General features: G+C 44.8%; 14 protein-coding genes. 4 read left to right on the top strand and 10 right to left on the bottom strand.

Annotation, left to right across the window (positions count from 1 at the left end):
- Positions 1-135: 135 nt before the first annotated feature.
- The 8 genes from LJ740_RS20310 to LJ740_RS20275 form a co-directional block, all read right to left on the bottom strand.
- Complete coding sequence (locus LJ740_RS20310) at positions 136-2,379, bottom strand: AAA family ATPase (protein WP_229530959.1); 2,244 nt, start codon at positions 2,377-2,379, stop codon at positions 136-138.
- The gene (locus LJ740_RS20305; RefSeq protein ID WP_229530958.1) at positions 2,376-2,891 is read right to left on the bottom strand and encodes a hypothetical protein; all 516 of its coding nucleotides are present in this window, start codon (positions 2,889-2,891) and stop codon (positions 2,376-2,378) included. Before LJ740_RS20305 ends, LJ740_RS20310 begins: the two co-directional genes overlap by 4 nt.
- Positions 2,888-3,301, bottom strand: coding sequence for a hypothetical protein (locus tag LJ740_RS20300; RefSeq protein ID WP_229530957.1), 414 nt, complete (start codon positions 3,299-3,301; stop codon positions 2,888-2,890). The genes LJ740_RS20305 and LJ740_RS20300 overlap by 4 nt, the downstream gene beginning before the upstream one ends.
- The gene (locus LJ740_RS20295; RefSeq protein ID WP_229530956.1) at positions 3,298-5,361 is read right to left on the bottom strand and encodes a hypothetical protein; all 2,064 of its coding nucleotides are present in this window, start codon (positions 5,359-5,361) and stop codon (positions 3,298-3,300) included. The genes LJ740_RS20300 and LJ740_RS20295 overlap by 4 nt, the downstream gene beginning before the upstream one ends.
- Entirely contained in the window at positions 5,358-6,854 is a 1,497-nt protein-coding gene (locus LJ740_RS20290) for a site-specific integrase (protein WP_229530955.1), read from the bottom strand. Before LJ740_RS20290 ends, LJ740_RS20295 begins: the two co-directional genes overlap by 4 nt.
- Positions 6,855-6,871: 17 nt before the next feature.
- Entirely contained in the window at positions 6,872-8,050 is a 1,179-nt protein-coding gene (locus LJ740_RS20285; protein ID WP_229530954.1) for a tyrosine-type recombinase/integrase, read from the bottom strand.
- 139 nt (positions 8,051-8,189) lie between these two features.
- Positions 8,190-8,747 (bottom strand): single-stranded DNA-binding protein, encoded by a 558-nt coding sequence (locus tag LJ740_RS20280; RefSeq protein WP_229530953.1) that lies wholly within the window; start codon positions 8,745-8,747, stop codon positions 8,190-8,192.
- A gap of 8 nt (positions 8,748-8,755) precedes the next feature.
- Positions 8,756-10,108: an MFS transporter gene (locus LJ740_RS20275; RefSeq protein ID WP_229530952.1), complete on the bottom strand. Its 1,353-nt coding sequence runs from the start codon at positions 10,106-10,108 to the stop codon at positions 8,756-8,758.
- Positions 10,109-10,276: 168 nt separating this feature from the next.
- Here LJ740_RS20275 and uvrA point away from each other — a divergent pair, with 168 nt between their 5' ends.
- Genes uvrA through LJ740_RS20260 form a run of 3 tightly spaced genes read left to right on the top strand, consistent with a single transcriptional unit; the run spans position 10,277 to position 14,213 of the window.
- Positions 10,277-13,108, top strand: a complete 2,832-nt coding sequence (uvrA, locus tag LJ740_RS20270) for an excinuclease ABC subunit UvrA (RefSeq protein WP_229530951.1) — start codon at positions 10,277-10,279, stop codon at positions 13,106-13,108.
- A gap of 14 nt (positions 13,109-13,122) precedes the next feature.
- Positions 13,123-13,518, top strand: coding sequence for an acyl-CoA thioesterase (locus LJ740_RS20265; protein WP_229530950.1), 396 nt, complete (start codon positions 13,123-13,125; stop codon positions 13,516-13,518).
- The gene (locus LJ740_RS20260) at positions 13,518-14,213 is read left to right on the top strand and encodes a 2OG-Fe(II) oxygenase (RefSeq protein WP_229530949.1); all 696 of its coding nucleotides are present in this window, start codon (positions 13,518-13,520) and stop codon (positions 14,211-14,213) included. The genes LJ740_RS20265 and LJ740_RS20260 overlap by 1 nt, the downstream gene beginning before the upstream one ends.
- A gap of 34 nt (positions 14,214-14,247) precedes the next feature.
- Here LJ740_RS20260 and LJ740_RS20255 read toward each other — a convergent pair whose 3' ends face one another.
- Positions 14,248-14,718: a DUF3299 domain-containing protein gene (locus tag LJ740_RS20255; protein WP_229530948.1), complete on the bottom strand. Its 471-nt coding sequence runs from the start codon at positions 14,716-14,718 to the stop codon at positions 14,248-14,250.
- A gap of 3 nt (positions 14,719-14,721) precedes the next feature.
- Entirely contained in the window at positions 14,722-15,915 is a 1,194-nt protein-coding gene (locus tag LJ740_RS20250) for an MFS transporter (protein WP_229530994.1), read from the bottom strand.
- Between the two features lie 325 nt (positions 15,916-16,240).
- Between LJ740_RS20250 and LJ740_RS20245 the strand changes: the two genes are divergently transcribed.
- Complete coding sequence (locus LJ740_RS20245; RefSeq protein ID WP_229530947.1) at positions 16,241-17,890, top strand: endonuclease; 1,650 nt, start codon at positions 16,241-16,243, stop codon at positions 17,888-17,890.
- The last annotated feature ends 21 nt before the right edge of the window (positions 17,891-17,911 follow it).

Raw genomic sequence — 17,911 nt, 5'->3', positions numbered from 1 at the left:
AATATTTGTGACTTTTTTTACACATTTGATGATTGACAAAGCATCAATACTTTTGGTAATAGTGGATCCTGTCCCTCATAACCTGCGATTAATGGTTCGAAGGCCGCTGCCATAAATTCTATTCTAACGAACCTATCAATGGCCAACTCTCTGAGCGACATTTCCGAAAAATAAAACTTGCAATTTATTTCCCAAATCCGCTTTTCGACTATTATTGGATATGTTCTTGAGGATATTGCCAATGACGTTAACCTTTCCAACGAAAATAACTTTTCGCTGAGCTCTGGTGACCGCAGTATACAGCATTCGCTTATCAACAAATTTATCAAATTCAATCGGTATAATCACAACGGGAAATTGCGATCCCTGGCTTTTATGAATTGTCATTGCATAAGCAAGTTTCAGTGAATTAATAACGTCAATGGTGATTTCACGGTAAACATCGTCATCCCAAAGGATCCTTCCATAACTTGTAACGGCGGGAGACTCAGGTATCAATTGAACAGGACGAGCTTTGTCATATGCTTCAATAACCACTCCTGTGGAGCCATTCATCAAATCTGATTCATACAAATTACGACAACACATAACCTTATCACCAACTTTAAAGTCGGTATTCATTTCACGGTCGTACTCTTCAACGAAGACTTTAACGATATCGCCTTCATTGGGGGCACTACAAAGCGCATTTATTTCATTAACAGCGCGATTTGTAGGGCAGATAATCTGTGAATTTTCTGGGTCTTCAAGATAAAGCTCTGCACACTTTTTCTTTATTTTTGTTGCTCCCAAAACGGGTATCAAATAGACATCGTCATAATCAAGTGGAGGCATTGCCCCTTCCCTAATACACTGTGCCACTGAAGGAATATTGGAATTGCTTCCTTGGCGCAATACTCTGGTAAGTGTAACTTTAGGCAAGAATTCAAGGTCAATAAGTTCGTGAAGCACAAGTCCAAAATCAACAGGAGGAAGTTGCCCTGTGTCACCGAGCAAAATAATACGAGTGCCCTTTGGGATAAACTTGAACAATCGGTACATACTCGGAATATCTACCATCGAACTTTCGTCGATGACCAGAACGCACTCTTGTTCGTTAAATAAACTAAAATCAAAGGCCTTGATAAATCGCGCAATAGTATATGCGTCATAACCGGTAGCTTCACTCATACGCTTTGCCGCCTTTCCGGAGAGTGCTACCTGAATGGGGGCCAGGCCTATCTCATGAAATGCAGTGTAAATTGCCTTGAGAACCGTAGTTTTACCCACACCCGCACCGCCATTAATGATAAAAAAACGGTTTGAACACGCCTCATGGACTGCTTTTATTTGTTCCTGGTTGAGTAGCATCCCATTCTCTGATTGATACTGTTGCAATGCATTCTTGATAGCGCGATTACTGTTGGAGATTTGGAGAGATGTTTGCATGAGACCGTGAATTCTCTCTGCGATGAGAGATTCCATAACAAATGCACCATTGCTTTGATAAAGTCCGTTATCAAGTAGGACATAGTTATCACAATCAAAGCCCTGTTGTAGCGCTAAAGTGCTCAGTGGCTCATCATTTTCATCGTTTTCTTCTTTATCAAGCAGCTCAATAAGATGTGGTTTTAGCGTTTCATGATCAGCAACAGTACTTCCCCTATTAAGAACAGAATAGAGGCTTTCTTCTAGTGCAGCAGCGAGCCTGATCTGGGCATCTGTTTTAAAACCCAGACGCTTTCGGATAGCATCGCATTTCTTGAATGTCACGCCAAAGGCTAACAGGCGGAAAGGATCCTCAGATAATTTTTTTTCAGTTTCTTCTCTATAAAATTCTGACGCCCTGAAGGAAACTCCAACATCTAAATTCAGATGAACATTGCAAAATCGCATTGCCTCAATGTTGACGTAAGTGCGCCAGGCTTCAATCAAATTTTCTGCGATCGCTGGCTTTAGCACACCGGTTAGCGACTTTTCTTCGGCGTTATTAAGGATCTCGTACAGAGAATCACCGAACCGTGACCAGAGCTTTTTAGCCTTAACTGGACCTATTCCCTTGAATTTCGAACTACCCCCAATCAAATCCACAATTAACTGCCCACGGGGCCTCAAAAGTACCAGTTTCTGAGGGGTTATGATGAACCGCTCAAATTCGCCATCTGACGGGGCATAGAGTTTTGATTCTGGTTGAATATCCATGATCATGCCGCGATGGATATTTTCTACCATCAGATCAGGATCCGTATTTTCAACTTTGACAATATAATATTGCCTGACATTGACACGGTGAAGTGTTACGGAGTCAACTTCGACAGCGTTAAAGACAACAGAGTGTTTCCCAGGATAGGCGCTACGCGTAACTCTGACGGTTAAAGGCTTATCTACAGAAAAACTCATCGTGGATACCGTCCAAACTTCAAAAGGTGTTTTTCTCTTTGATCGGTATTCGTCAAACGAGCGTTGGCAATATGCAACTCGTCTTTTAAGCCATCGACGATCCCCGTCAATTCGGCGACTTTAGTCTGTAATGCTTTGATAGTTTCATTTTTTTCACGCAATTCTGACTCTGATACTGAATATTTGTTGGTACCAGGATTAGCCGATGACCTATTTTCCTTCTTTTGGTAAGGCAAATGGGCGATCAAACCTTCACTAAGAAGCCCTTCCGCCTTGTCCGTAACATATCTTTTTAAGTGAGGGTTTTGGTACAAACTCGAACGAGAAACTTCCGCCTCGATTGCGATTAGGTTTATGTTTAAACCACCATCAATGATGAAATCATGCCAGGCTTCACTATCGAGATTACCCAGCACGTCTGACACTTTTACCAGGCATTTCAACGCCGCCGGCTTCATTTTATCAAGGTTGAATGCTGACAACTCCTTCTGCTGAGCTTCGGTAAGCCTCATTTATTTACTTTCTTGCGCAAGGTCGTCTTCATTGACTCAGGAACAGGCCTATTCAATTCATCAATAGACAATCCGGCATTCGTCGCGTTGAATAACCATCGAGCGAATTTTACATCGTACTCTTTCAGAGTTTTCTTGAGTCGGTCCGTTTCGGCTTTTACTTTTTTTAGCTTGGACTCAAGTTCCTCATTCACCTTTTCTTGAGGCTTATGATTCTTGTTATTTATCTCGTTGTACAATGTTTTGATGACTGTGTTGTTGTACAACGTGGGTCGAGAAATATTAACTAATTTCGCGATTTTGACGAGGTTAACCTTGCCGTCTTCAGCGCGTGCGGCCTCGATCTTCATTAGATTACATACTTCATCTTCGATTTCAGGCGTTATTTTACCTTTCTTGTTTCTGCTCATATCGGACTACACCCATTTTCTCCGTCAGGGAAGAGCTGTATTCGCTCTCCTACTTGTATTGATTTATCTTGCTCTATTGCCAAAGCCTTCTCACAGCCGGCCAGGAGCACTTCATGAGAGCGAAGCCAATTGTTCGCATTGAAATATTCTGCGTCCACAGATTCTTTTCCTGCGTTTACCCTTAAAATGGCATCATCTCTGATTTTCTTAATTTCTTCGATTTCAGATTTTCTACCTTTCACTCGATAATATTCTGAGCACCCCCGTAAACAGGCATAATGCTTTCCACACGGAGACTCATTATAATCGTGCTTACAGAGACCAATTGCAGTGACTAACGTGGTTGTGAGGTCTTGTATCGCTTCCAACGCCTCTTCGCTGTCAACCATGTTAAAGAGGGTTGCGGCTTCCTTTAATTGGGCCTCAGTCACGTTATGAGACTCTAAAATCGCATCAGCGTGATCCAATACAGTTTTGCTTTTGTTGGTATGGTCATAAGTTTCATTATCTCCGAGATACCGCCGGCCAAAGTACCTCGCAACTTCTAACTCAGATACGGTGTCACAGAGGTTTAGCATGGTGTTAAGGAAGTGTCTAAATTGATGTGACGTCAAGGAAATGGGTTCACCTTCGAACATCATGTTATGACGTTCAAACACACTTTTAACACCGAGTTCTGGCCGCCCGGAAAGATAATCTGATATCTGTGTGTGTGTTATCAGTGTAAACTTCCATCGCTCCGCCTTTTTTTTCATGTGATGTCTTTGATATTGCGATACGAAAAGCATATTCTGCAACGAATCAGCGGGCGTCAGATTTTGGACCTGTCTCCAGAGTTTATCGATGGATTCTTTTGCCAGGCTCAACGTTTTGCTTTTAAGTTCACCTGAATGAAATGCTGACATTTTTTGCGCTCTCGTATGATGATTTGCTGCAAAAATTTTAACTTTTCTCTTTTTGAGGTAGGTGCCTAAATTGTCACTACTGGACCAGTCGAGAATTTTCCAAACATCGTTTATCAACAAAGTTCCTTTGTTTGGTATCTCTGGAAAAAAGTCATATTCGCTTTGCTGAATGGATGCAATTAAATCTCTCACCGGTTGCAATTGTTCGCGTGCGGTTGCCAGTCCTTTTTGAAGTATAGGAAGCAGGCTTTCAGCAATTGTTTTAGTCTGGTATCCGGCTCCTTTTTTACCTTTGTAACGGATCTCATAAACTGTGAATACATCCTGTTTACCGGTCAGCACGTTGCGCTCTTCAATTTCTTTCTCATACAAACAGTCAACATCAAGGCTGACAACTTCATCGAATCGAAGACCCGTTGCAAAAAGAATTTCAGTCATAGCCTGAAATAGCGCATCATCACCGCTAAGATCATGGTTTGACAATGCTGCCACTGCTATCAGACTGCGCTTCGATGGCAGCTTTTCCGCTCGAAGTGTTATCGATTCATTGTCAATACGGGTATCAGAGTTGGTTTGAACATCCCCGCGTTTTACTGACTTTTTGTAATTTATCTTATTCCTGAAAAGCCTTTTGGTATCAATGAATTTTGCAATAGTTTCCAGTTTTTTTGCTGTACGATAATACGTTGAAGCCTTTAAGTAATTGCATGCTGCCTGCTCGGCCATAATGAAATCATTCAAGTTCAGGATTGGTGAACTTATTGTTTTTAGTTTAAGAATGTTATCCAGTATTCGATATGCATTGATCACCATTTGCAATGTACCAATATCTTTAGACTTTTCAATTTGAAGTGAAGATACATGACATTTGCAGATGTCAGATAGCCATTGTGTATGAAATGGCTCCATTTCTGAGCGGCTGGTTTTTACATTTTTACCTTTTGCGTTATCACGAGAAAAATAGAGGTACTGGTTATAATGTGATTTTCTGGCCTGTGTTTTGCAGACTCCTTTTGCATTCCAGCAGATTTGGTCCCAGCTCCAATCCGCTTTTTGATTAAAGGGGGTGTGACTTGCGTAAAACGATACGAGTTCGTCAAGGTTTTCCTGAGGAGTATTATCCCCTCTGGGAAGCAAATGAACGACATTGCTCATAAAGATCCTTCCTCAAGTTTTTCAACCAGTTGCGCTGCTGCCAAAAAGTTCTTGTGTTGAAGAATTTCTATTGCATGTTGTTCGCCAAAGACCCTTTTGATCTCATTTACCATGTGGTCAACCACTGACTTGTGATCAGCATCTTCAAATGCTTCAAGAGACTTACAACCATAACAGGCCAACGGCGGGTTCAGTGAGCAGGGTTTGCCGCTGCCACAGCTACCTATCAGTGTGAGTTGAAAATCGCTCACGGGAGCAAATATTTGTTGTCCTGCCTGAGATTCTTCCCCTTGCTTTATTACCTTTCCGTTGAAAGCATCGATAATCTCTCGGGCTTCTTCACAAAGAACTTTATCAAGTTTTTGGGCGATGTGATGTGTATGTCGGTAATAGACTTCGAGTTGTTGAAGGTCGGAATGATCCATCAACTCCGCCACAACTTTTAGAGGGGTACCATTGGCAATCAACCTAGTGCAAAAAGTCTTTCTCAGTCTGCGATTTGTAACCTTAAATCCAAGATTAAGGTATTCTTCAAAGAGAATTCTTCGATTCTTAAAAGTAACATAAGAAGTTCTTTCCCCGGTCGGGTAGGACTTCCTGCCTTTTGAAAAATCACAAACGACATGCCAACTCTTGTTGAATGACGTTTTTGCTTCAGCCATGTATCGCTTCTCTAGCATATCAACTAGTTTTATTAAAACAGGGGTTACAGGACGTGTTTTTTTAGGCGTTCTCCTGGGATTTGAGCCTCGTTGTTTTGCTCTTTTAACATCAATGCTAAAAGCGCCGCTTTCTGATTTTTTCAGATCGGAGAATTGTAATCCGATCACTTGAACATCTCTGATACCTAACAATTGTCCAATTTTCAGAGCAAAAAATCCTTGCAGTTCCTGGGTAGACAAACTCTGAAGATCCACGTTCGTCATCGCATCTCTAAACTCATTTTGCTCTTTAAAAGTCAGAGGTCCTCTGTCAGGTAATTCCATAAGGACATCTAACCCCTTACCATCGTCTGTACCGAATTTTAAGGTGCTCAAATAAAAATCGTAAAAATCTTCATCAAAGTACGGAAAGCCTTCTTCCACAAACCACGCGTACATCCCTCTCAAAGAAGATTTTTCTGTTGCTTTGTTATCATCTTGCATGAAGCGTTTGTAATAATTTTCAATTGCTTCAGATATCTCTTCTGGACCATTTAGATTGGCCGGGATATCAATCGCAGCAAATAAATTTAGAAATCTAAACAATGTGTAGTTGGCATACTTTTTACAGGACGCAGAAAACCACGCTTTAAAGTGTTCTTGTAAAGGATGAGCTACTAGTAAAAAATTAATAGAGAGTTTTTCCGGTAATAGTCGCAGTTTGTCTTCTGTTAAATCCAGTTCCTGCCCAGCTTTTGAGATTACAAAAGGATCGTAAGCATTTTTGAATAAGCCATTTTCAAACGACAAACTGACAAAATTGTCCGTTGTCAACCGAGATGGTTGTTCCATTTATGATTTCTCCTTTTTTAAAGCGCTTCGAGCGTTTTGTAGTGAGTGGATAGTGCTTCAACACACTGTTCATATGTTGAAAGCTTTTCGTAGTTTTCACTCATATTTGATGTGGGACTCCAACCGCCGATTGTATTTTTGAGCTTCTTCGTTAGGACTGCGTCATAACCAAGCTCATAGAAAGTGCGATCGAGATTGTCGAAAAACGTATGACGCAGACGATGTGGGCCAAAAAAATCGACATCTGGAAGTTTCGACTTGATCCTCTCGAACACTTTTTCAAGACCAGAGATGGAAAGTGGCATATGCGGAGATTCACTTGATAAAATTAAGAATGGAGGTTGTTTTTTGGCTTCGGGAGTAGCACTCCTGATCAGCTTGTATTCTTCAATTAGCTCAGCCAAATCATTCGATATAGGAATGATCCTTTCGCGTGTTTTTTCTTGCGGAACGTCTGTTCTTGGATCGTCATACTTCACGTTATGAGATGTTTTGATATAGGGTCTTTCCACAACCGAGGTGCGCGTAAGACAATTCTCAATGACGAGACTTAATAGCTCCCCTTTGCGTATCCCGGTCTCGTAAACCAGTCGAACGATCAACTTATTCCGCAGCGCAGTATTATTGTTCCACCCAAAATATCCTGGCGTGTTGAGTCCCTTAAACAAGCTCTTTTGTTGCGCTCTTGATAACCCTTTAACATCACTATATTTGTCAACCGGAAGCACCGCTTTTTTGAATTTGATCCGCAAGCCTTCCATATTTCTTGAAATAGTTGCAATCATTGGGTCCGCGATCTGACGGCGACTTTTTTCAACGTCTGCCAGATAATTGAAGAGTTTCAAAGCTATATCAAGGCGCTGATTAAAATATTCCGCTCCAATATTTTTATTATGCAATTGCACTACCTTTCCTTGATTGTGCGCGTGGCTTTCCATGTGCCTGATAAATGACAGGTACAGTTCTCTGTCACTGAAACCTCGCAAAACAACTTCAGAATTGAGATCCACATCCAGACGCTCAACCCATCTCATCAAATGCAAAATTATCTTAGCGACCTTCTTTTTGGAATTATTGGCTCCATGAATCTCAAACAATGTGAATCGACAGAGTTCGTCAATCGGAACATCGTCTTGATCAACAATCAAATACCCGGTTTCATTGACACCATCGAGTTGGAAGCTTCGAATACGCATAATTTACATTCCAAAATAGGGTAGTTAAAACATTTGACTAATTCGCACTATAATACACTTTTACAGCATTTAAAACTAAAAAGCCCCGAAAAACGGGGCCTTTACACAACTTATGTTTTACATGTGAGCGATAGGGGGTTCAGAACGGAATATCGTCATCAAAGTCAAAATCCGGCTCCTGCATAGGCTGGGCAGGTTGTTGTGGTGCCTGGTTAAAGCCGCCACTCCCCTGATTGCCAGCGCGATTTGGCTGACCACCGCCCTGATTCGGCATTTGCTGATAACCTGGCGCTTGTTGTGGCGCACCGCCACCTTGTGCGCCCTGGTTAGGCTGATAACCACCACCTTCGTTACCGCCCTGACGGCCACCTAACATCTGCATGTTGTCGGCAACAATTTCAGTGGTGTAACGATCCTGACCGTTCTGGTCCTGCCATTTACGCGTTTGCAATTTGCCTTCAATGTAAACCTGAGAGCCTTTTTGTAAATATTGTCCGGCGATTTCCGCTAACTTGCGGAACATCACAATGCGGTGCCACTCGGTGCGTTCCTGCAATTGCCCTTGCTGATCTTTCCAGCTTTCACTGGTGGCGACGCTGATGTTGGTAACAGCGTTACCGTTTGGCATATATTTTACTTCCGGGTTTTGCCCTAGGTTGCCGACAATAATAACTTTGTTGATACCTCTGCTGGCCATGATTTCTCCTAATTCTCTTCTGGATCAGCCAGTTTTCTGGCTTGTAATATATCAAAATGTTTGCCCTGAACCTTCAGGTACACGGCTGATTCGTCCGGTACAATGGTGTACTCACTGATACCCGGTAAAGCATTAAATTCCGTTTGTAGTGTCGCTAAGTCTCGTCCGGCTAAATTCAAAGTCAGCGTGTAACGAGACAAACGCTCGGATGCATGGAACCCTACAAACAAACCTGTCCAAAGAATACAGATGCCTGCCGCTAAATACCAGACTAACTGGGAACCGAAGTTAGCCAGTATTAAACCTGAGACCAAGCCGCCTAAAAATGCGCCAAAAAACTGGAAGCTGGCGTAAACTCCCATTGCTGAGCCCTTTTTACCTGGCGGCGCGATATTGGCCACCATAGCTGGCAGATTAGCCTCAAGGTAATTGAAGCCTGTAAAAAATAAGATAATAAAAGCCATCAGGCCATAAAAACTGTCAGCCAGATTGGCCAGACCGACAAAAGCGATGGCCATCAACCACAACGCCACTATGATTACGACATGGCCGGGCAGTTTTCTGCCTGCGCCCATCAACAGGGCCATACCCACTATTGCCAGTAACAGTATTGGCAAATAGAGCATCCAGTGTTGCCCCAACTCCCAGCCTAAATTTTGTAAATTCACCGGAAATTGCACAAACACCAAGGTAATCATCATATGCAGCAGCAAGACACTGACATTCAGCCTCAGCAGGGATTTCGACTGCAGTATGTGTTTTATCTGCGACTTACCCGGCAAGGTATCACCACTGGGGGCATTAACTAAAACATTGGGCACACCAAACAACACCAACGGAATACAAATCAGGGCCAGCACGGCAGTGATTAAAAAGATACCTTGCAGACCGGCTGAGGCAGCCAACAATGGGCCGATAATTAACGATAAATAAAATGAAAAACCAATCGCGATGCCGATAGTAGCCATCACCTTACTGCGCTGATTTTCGCGACTGATATCCGCCGCCAGTGCCATAATGGCGCCAGCGATAGCCCCCGTTCCCTGCAGAAAACGCCCCAAAGTTAACAACCACATTGAATCCGCCATAGCCGCTATCAGACTACCAAAAGCGAATAATACTAAGCCTCCGATAATAACCGGTTTACGTCCCAGTTTGTCAGATAACATGCCCATCGGAATTTGCAACAGGGCCTGCGAAAGACCATAAGCGCCAATAGCGGCCCCCACCCACACCGGCGTGTAGTCGGGGTAATCTTGCGCAAGTACTACCAGCACCGGCATCACCATGAATAACCCCAGCATACGCATCAGGTAAACAAAGGCCAGTGACAGGGCACCACGTATTTCGGTCTGGTTCAAAACGGTCGAATTTCCTGTCAGAAACGGTCAAAAAAAGGTCGCGAATTTTAGCACATAACCTGGGTCAGAGACAGTATCTATTGCCCATATGGGATAAATTAAACCATTTGCTAACTACTGTATATATATGCATATAATACTCTTTTTGCGAACAGCTATTTCTACCGCATGGACAAAATTACCGTCAGGGGTGCCAGAACCCACAATCTCAAAAACGTCAACATCGAGCTGCCACGGGATAAACTGATCGTGATCACCGGTCTGTCCGGCTCTGGCAAGTCTTCTTTGGCCTTTGATACTCTGTATGCCGAAGGCCAGCGCCGTTATGTTGAATCCCTGTCAGCATATGCCAGACAGTTCTTATCCATGATGGAAAAACCCGAAGTAGATCACATTGAGGGTCTGTCTCCGGCGATTTCTATCGAGCAAAAATCCACATCCCATAACCCGCGTTCGACCGTGGGCACTATCACCGAAATATACGATTACCTGAGATTGTTGTTTGCCCGCGTCGGTGAACCTCGCTGTCCGGATCACAATGCCCCTTTGCAAGCACAAACTGTCAGCCAGATGGTGGATAAAGTGCTGGAATTGCCGGAAAACAGCAAAATGATGTTATTAGCGCCGGTAGTAAAAGATCGCAAAGGCGAACACATTAAAACTCTGGAAAATCTGGCCGCTCAGGGCTTTATCCGGGCCAGAATCGACGGTGAAATCTGTGATCTTTCCGATCCGCCGGAGCTGGATTTACACAAAAAGCACAGTATTGATGTGGTTGTTGATCGCTTTAAGGTGCGGGAAGATCTGCAGCTGCGCCTGGCTGAGAGTTTTGAAACCGCACTGGAACTCTCAGCCGGGGTAGCGCGTGTTGCCTGGATGGACGAGCCGGAAAAAGAAGAGCTGGTATTTTCGGCCAATTTCGCCTGCCCTCATTGTGGTTACAGTATTACCGAGCTGGAACCGCGTTTGTTTTCCTTCAATAACCCGGCGGGCGCCTGTGGCACCTGTGACGGCCTGGGAACCAAACAGTTTTTTGATCCGGTGCGTTTAATCACCAATGAAGAGATCAGTATTTCCGGCGGAGCCATTCGCGGTTGGGACAAACGCAGTTACTACTACTTTCAGATGCTGCAAGCCGTTGCTGAGCATTACCAATTTGATCTGAATACACCGTTTAACGAGCTGGATAAAAAAGCACAGGATATCGTGCTCTTCGGCAGTAAAGGTACTTCAATCAATTTCAAGTATATCAATGATCGCGGCGATATCATGACCCGCAAACATCCCTTTGAGGGGATCATCCCCAATATGGAGCGCCGCTACAAGGAAACCGAATCCAATGCCGTGCGCGAAGAACTCTCTAAATATCTGAGTCAGCAACCTTGCACCAGTTGCGGGGGCAGTCGATTGCGCCAGGAAGCCCGCAACGTGTTTGTGGCAGATACCACATTGCCGACTGTGTCAGAAATGTCGATTGTAGAAGCCAAAGACTTCTTTACCCATCTGCAGTTACAAGGGCAACGAGCGCAAATTGCTGAAAAAATCCTGAAAGAAATCAACGACAGACTGACCTTTTTGGTGAATGTCGGCCTGAATTACCTGAACTTGTCGCGCAGCGCCGATACCTTATCCGGCGGTGAAGCCCAGCGAATTCGACTTGCCAGCCAAATTGGTGCAGGTCTGGTAGGTGTCATGTATGTACTGGACGAACCCTCAATTGGCCTGCATCAAAGAGATAATGAGCGCTTACTCAAAACCCTGACTCATCTTAAAAACTTGGGTAACACTGTGATTGTTGTGGAGCACGATGAAGATGCCATTCGACTGGCCGATTACATCGTAGATATCGGTCCTGGTGCCGGGGTACACGGTGGTCAGATTGTGGCGGAAGGTCAGTTAGAGGATATACTGAGCAACCCAAATTCGCTGACCGGCAAGTACCTGTCAGGCAAAGAGGCCATTGCCATACCTGAAAAGCGGGTACCAGTTCAGGATGATGCCTGGGTTGAGCTGGAAGGCGCCACCGGCAATAACCTGAACGATGTTACCTTGCGGGTTCCGGTAGGGCTGATGACCTGTATCACCGGGGTGTCCGGCTCGGGTAAATCCACTCTGGTTAATGACACCTTCTACAAAATTGCCCATATTGAACTTAACGGTGCCACCACAGACGAACCGTCTCCTTATAAGTCCATCACGGGACTGGATCAGTTAGACAAAGTAGTGGATATCGATCAAAGCCCGATAGGCCGTACACCGCGCTCCAATCCGGCCACCTATACCGGTATTTTCACCCCTATCAGGGAGTTGTTCTCCGGTACTCAGGAATCCCGCTCTCGTGGCTACAAACCTGGCCGCTTTAGTTTTAACGTGAAAGGCGGTCGCTGTGAAGCCTGCCAGGGCGACGGGGTAATTAAAGTAGAAATGCACTTTTTGCCTGACGTTTACGTGCCTTGCGATGTGTGTAAAGGCAAACGCTACAATCGCGAAACGCTGGAAATTCAGTACAAAGGCAAAAACATTCACGAAGTCCTGGAAATGACGGTCGAAGATGCCCGCGTGTTTTTTGATGCCGTACCTGCGATTAATCGCAAATTACAAACCCTGATGGACGTAGGCCTGTCTTACATTCGATTAGGACAGGCTGCCACCACCCTTTCCGGTGGTGAAGCGCAACGGGTGAAGTTAGCAAAAGAGTTGTCCAAACGGGATACCGGCAAGACCCTGTACATTTTGGACGAACCCACCACAGGCCTGCACTTTCACGATATCAAACAACTACTGGCGGTGTTGCATCGCCTCAGAGATCACGGCAACACAGTGGTAGTTATTGAGCACAATCTCGATGTCATCAAAACCGCAGACTGGATTGTCGATCTCGGTCCGGAGGGTGGCTCCGGTGGTGGTAACATCATCGCCGAAGGTACACCGGAACAAGTTTGCAAAGTAAAAGCTTCACATACTGGTCATTTTCTTGCACCATTTCTTAAAAAAGAATAATCAAGGAAACGCACATGCTGGAAGAATCCTACAAAGTTCGATTTTACGAAACCGATGCCCTGAAACACGTAAGTAATACCACGTTGGTGCAATGGTTTGAGTCTGCCCGGGAACCTATTTTTAAGATGTTCACTCCTGAGTTGGATGTCGACAACTGGCCGCTGATTCTGGCCAGTTACAAAGTGGACTTCCTGAAGCAGATATTTTTGGGTGAGGTAACAATCAAAACCGGCATTAGCCGTCTCGGTGGCAGCTCATTTGACGTTTTTCAGGAAGTTTGGCAAAACGGCGAGCGCTGCGCCAAGGGTGTTACGACCATGGTGCACTTTGATTATCAGGGACAAAAAGCCTGCCCGGTACCTGACGCGGTTCGCGCCCAACTGCAAGATATTTCAGTGGCAGCAGACTGATGACGGATTTCATTAAAGTCATACCCAATGCGCTGGATAACGACACCTGCGATAACCTGATGGCTAAATTTGCACAACACCCGGGGACTTTTGAAGGTCGCACCGGTGGTGGAGTGGATACCAGCAAGAAAGTCAGCCGGGATATTTCCATCAGCAACAACCCGGAGTTTCAGGAAGAGTTCACTAAAGTCGTTCACGCCACAACGCGGCAGGTGATTGATTATTTTGATGAATTCTTTTTTGCCTTTATTGGACCGTTGGGGATTAAAGTCAGGCACCCGCAAACCGGTGAACCCACCAACATTACTGATGAGAACTATGAGGAGCTGGCCAAACCTAAAATTGACCAGTTTATTCCGCAGTTCTTTCGTTTTGGTGATGTTAATATGCAGAAATATGAGGCGGGTAAAGGCGGTTATCCTTACTGGCATTCGGAAGTCTATCCACAAATGCCCAATAACGAAGCGCTGCACCGAATTTTATTGTTTATGTATTACCTGAATGATGTGGATGAAGGTGGCGAAACTGAGTTCTATTATCAAAAGAAGCGCATCAAGCCCGAAAAAGGCACTATGGTGATTGCGCCGGCGTATTTTACTCATACCCATCGTGGCAATGTCCCCATCTCAGGCGACAAACAAATTATAACGTCCTGGGTATTGTTCCAGCGCGCCGAGCACCTTTATCGCGGTTAAACCGCGATAGCCTTGCTAACCCCAGGCATTCCCTCTATTCAAACGGCTCTATGGCTTCTCCCACCATGTTGTAGCCAACCGTCGCCATATCACCGGTCCAGCCTTCAGTTTGTAGTGTACCTGTTACCCAGATGGCATCGTAAAGGTTGTCAACATTTGCCCCTTTGGGAAATTTAACAAACACAATCTGATTAGACGGCGGTGGTGGGACGTGTATACAGGCGCCGAAAAAAGGCACCAGCAGAAACTCAGTAATGGTGTCATCACCTTCCAGCGGCACCACAAAGCCTGGAATTTTCACCTGTTTACCGTTTAAGTCCGCTCTCACCGGAGCGTTCGCATTGGATTGTGCCATCGGGTTGTTATGGTCAATCTCCGGAATTTCTTCTGAGGGTACATAACCTTCGGGTATCAACTCTTCCCAATACAATTCCAACGGTTCCGCGCTAACAACCGAACAAACCAAAGACAACAATAATAAAGTGCTAGTTAAAATGCTTTTCATAAATCAAACTTTAGAGGGTGCAAAGGGGTTAAAAACAACTTCATTGCCTTCGCCGGGCAATGCAGGAATATTGCGGGCCAGGATCAGTGAGCAAAATGCAAAGCCTGCCCCGATAAAAAATACCAGGCTTGGCGAGGTTAACCATACGATACCTAGTAAAGCCGGGATCACCACCGCCGCGATATGGTTAATGGTAAAGCTAACTCCGGCAGTTGAAGCGATATCCTTAGGATCTGCAATCTTCTGGAAATAGGTTTTAATGGCAATAGCCAGAGCAAAAAACAGGTGATCGATAATAAACAACGCGCCGGCCAGCATTGCATTGTCTACCAGGCCATAAGCAATAAATAACAGGAACAACCCGATGTATTCAAAAGTTAATGCGGTTTTGTCCCCGACTTTGTGGATCCATTTGCCGATGGCTGGCGCAAACAGCAGGTTAAATATGTAGTTGACCGCGAAGAGTAAACTGATGTGGCCCACGCTATAGCCAAACTTCTCCACCATCATGAAGGCGGCAAACACCACAAAAATTTGCCGTCTGGCACCGCTGAAAAACGTCAGCGCATAATACAACCAGTAACGTTTGCGCATGATCAGGTTTTTATGTTGACCGGTTGCTTCTTTAAAGGTGGGGAAAGTGATCCATAAAATGACAACAATCAAAAGGCCTGCACCACCTGCCAACATATACATGGCGTTGTAACTGATACCAAACCATTCCATCAACACCCAAATCGCCCCATAGGCAAACAGCGATGCAAAACTCTTCACTGCTAACTGCTGTCCCATAAAGTGGGCGGTTTTATCTTTGTGTAACCATTGCAGTGTCAGCGATTGATTGACGGTCTCAAAATAATGAAATCCAATAGACATTATTACTGTGGTGCAATACAAACCAATCTCAAAAGGAAACCAGCCCGTTAGTGCAACACCAACCGACATCAACGCCAAGGACAGCATTGCAAAGGTCTGCTCTTTTAACACCAACAGTACAAATACCGCTGTAAATGCCAAAAACCCTGGCACTTCTCTGAGGCTTTGCAGCAGGCCAATTTCAGCACCGGTAAAACTGGCTTTTTCGATCACAAAATTGTTCAGCAGTGCGTTCCAAACTGAAAATGTTAACGGCATAACAAAGGCCATAGCTAACAACAATACTTCCGGCTTCTGACGAAGTATCTGCAATTGCGACATCATTGGGTAAACCTGAAAAAGGGAAAGACCGGATTGTAAAGCAAATTGCTAGCTGAGCCTAATTCAGTTAAATAATAAGGTTACTTTTCATTGGCGGAGATTGATTTTTAACCGGTAAAAAAGTGGTACAACACCCACAATTAACTAAAACAACCTGAATTGAGCTCATTTTCTGAACCATTTGGTCAACTTTTGATAAATTTTTGCATTGTAATTGTCACAATTCGTAACCAAACTGCTCAATGTTTGAACAGGACGCTTTTGTTCCAAACAACAAGAAACATAACAATAAATAAATTCCCTTGTGACAAATCCGGAGACAATAATGAAAAAGGCTCTCGTAACCCTCACCACGGTGGCATTATTTAGCCCCCTGGCGTTGGCTCAGGTAGAAAATGGAGAATTCGAATCCTGGACAGGCAATACACCTGACGGTTGGACCACCATAGATTCAGGTATCAGTGTAAGTCAATCCACCAGCATCAGTTATAATGGCACCAGTTCAGCCGCGGTAAACGTAACAACCGGCAGTCAAAGCTCTACTGATTTCAGGCAAACGGTGAGTGTGACTTCGGGTCAAACTTACGACTTCAGCGCACGCATTTATCATACCGAAGGTAACGTAAGAGCGCGTTTATATGTCAACGGTTACCAGGGATATTCCAATGAAAACCTGACCAACCAATGGCAGCAGATCAGTCAATCCTATACCGCCAGCTCCACAGGAACCATCGAAGTTGGATTGCGCTTTTATGATGTCAGCGGCTTTGATGGCGCAGAAATTGTTTATGTGGACAGCTTTGAACCTACCGATTCAGGCTCTTCGGGTGGAGGTTCAGGGGGTGGCTCAGGCGGCTGTTCCGATACCAGTGCCGAGTTAAGTTTATCTACCGATAATTACGGCAGCGAAACCAGCTGGCAATTAACAGACGCCAGCAGTAATCAAATTGCCAGTGGCAGCAATTTATCCAGCAATACCACTTACACCGAGACATTCTGTCTGGCAGACGGTGATTACACCTTCCAGATTAATGACAGCTATGGCGATGGCATTTGCTGCGGCTATGGCAATGGCGCCTACAATATGACGGTTGACGGCACTCAGGTGTTCAGCGGCGGTCAGTTCAATTCAGTCGCAACCCATAGCTTCACTGTTGGTGGCGGCTCCGGTGGCGGTGGTTCTGGCGGTGGCGGTAATTCAGACCTTGGCGCTTATTATCAATCAGCCGAAGGTTTGAGTGGCTACACACTGAAAACCGCATTGCACGACATCATCAAGGGACACAGCAACCAAGGCTATGGCGCGTTATGGACCTTTTATGAGCAAAACGAACTGGATAGCTATTACGAAAACGACGGCACGATCCTGGATATCTATTCAGAAGCCCCCAATGGTTCCGACCCGTTCAATTTTACCAAAGTGACAGATCAATGCGGAACATACAGTGGCGAAGCAGACTGCTATAACCGTGAACACTCTTTCCCGAAAAGCTGGTTTGGCGGCACAGTGGAGCCGATGAACTCAGATGTTCACCACATTTTTGCCTCTGACGGCTATGTAAACTCAAAACGCAGCAGTTACCCATATGGTGAGGTAGGTTCAGCCAGTTACACCTCCAGCAATGGCTCCAAACTAGGGTCCTCCGCGTCAGGTTTAGGTTATTCGGGTACTGTTTTTGAACCCATTGATGAGTTTAAAGGCGACCTGGCACGCGCATACTTCTACATGGCGACCCGCTACGAAGATGTTATCGCTAACTGGGAAAATAACAGCAGTTATGGCAACGCCGTGCTAAATGGCAGCGCAAATCAGGTCTTTGAAGCCTGGTTCCTGGCCATGTTGAAGCAATGGCACAACCAGGACCCAGTAAGCCAAAAGGAAATTGACCGAAACAACGCCGCAGAATTACACCAGGCTAACAGAAACCCCTTTGTTGACCATCCACAATTTGTGGCTGATATCTGGGGTAACTAAACACCAGCACCTACAATAATA

Origin of the sequence: Planctobacterium marinum, assembly GCF_020687805.1 — a bacterium.
Classification (GTDB): Bacteria; Pseudomonadota; Gammaproteobacteria; order Enterobacterales; family Alteromonadaceae; genus Planctobacterium; species Planctobacterium marinum.
The sequence above is the reverse complement of the archived record's forward strand: the minus strand, read 5'-3'. Positions and strand labels throughout refer to the sequence as shown.

Bases quoted from the DNA above. Each gene is read 5' to 3' on its own strand.
- LJ740_RS20295 (WP_229530956.1), bottom strand. From the start codon at position 5,361: ATGAGCAATGTCGTTCATTTGCTTCCCAGAGGGGATAATACTCCTCAG.
- LJ740_RS20255 (WP_229530948.1), bottom strand. From the start codon at position 14,718: ATGAAAAGCATTTTAACTAGCACTTTATTATTGTTGTCTTTGGTTTGT.
- LJ740_RS20245 (WP_229530947.1), top strand. From the start codon at position 16,241: ATGAAAAAGGCTCTCGTAACCCTCACCACGGTGGCATTATTTAGCCCC.
- LJ740_RS20310 (WP_229530959.1), bottom strand. From the start codon at position 2,379: ATGAGTTTTTCTGTAGATAAGCCTTTAACCGTCAGAGTTACGCGTAGC.
- LJ740_RS20285 (WP_229530954.1), bottom strand. From the start codon at position 8,050: ATGCGTATTCGAAGCTTCCAACTCGATGGTGTCAATGAAACCGGGTAT.
- LJ740_RS20305 (WP_229530958.1), bottom strand. From the start codon at position 2,891: ATGAGGCTTACCGAAGCTCAGCAGAAGGAGTTGTCAGCATTCAACCTT.
- LJ740_RS20290 (WP_229530955.1), bottom strand. From the start codon at position 6,854: ATGGAACAACCATCTCGGTTGACAACGGACAATTTTGTCAGTTTGTCG.
- uvrA (WP_229530951.1), top strand. From the start codon at position 10,277: ATGGACAAAATTACCGTCAGGGGTGCCAGAACCCACAATCTCAAAAAC.
- LJ740_RS20265 (WP_229530950.1), top strand. From the start codon at position 13,123: ATGCTGGAAGAATCCTACAAAGTTCGATTTTACGAAACCGATGCCCTG.
- LJ740_RS20250 (WP_229530994.1), bottom strand. From the start codon at position 15,915: ATGTCGCAATTGCAGATACTTCGTCAGAAGCCGGAAGTATTGTTGTTA.
- LJ740_RS20280 (WP_229530953.1), bottom strand. From the start codon at position 8,747: ATGGCCAGCAGAGGTATCAACAAAGTTATTATTGTCGGCAACCTAGGG.
- LJ740_RS20260 (WP_229530949.1), top strand. From the start codon at position 13,518: ATGACGGATTTCATTAAAGTCATACCCAATGCGCTGGATAACGACACC.
- LJ740_RS20300 (WP_229530957.1), bottom strand. From the start codon at position 3,301: ATGAGCAGAAACAAGAAAGGTAAAATAACGCCTGAAATCGAAGATGAA.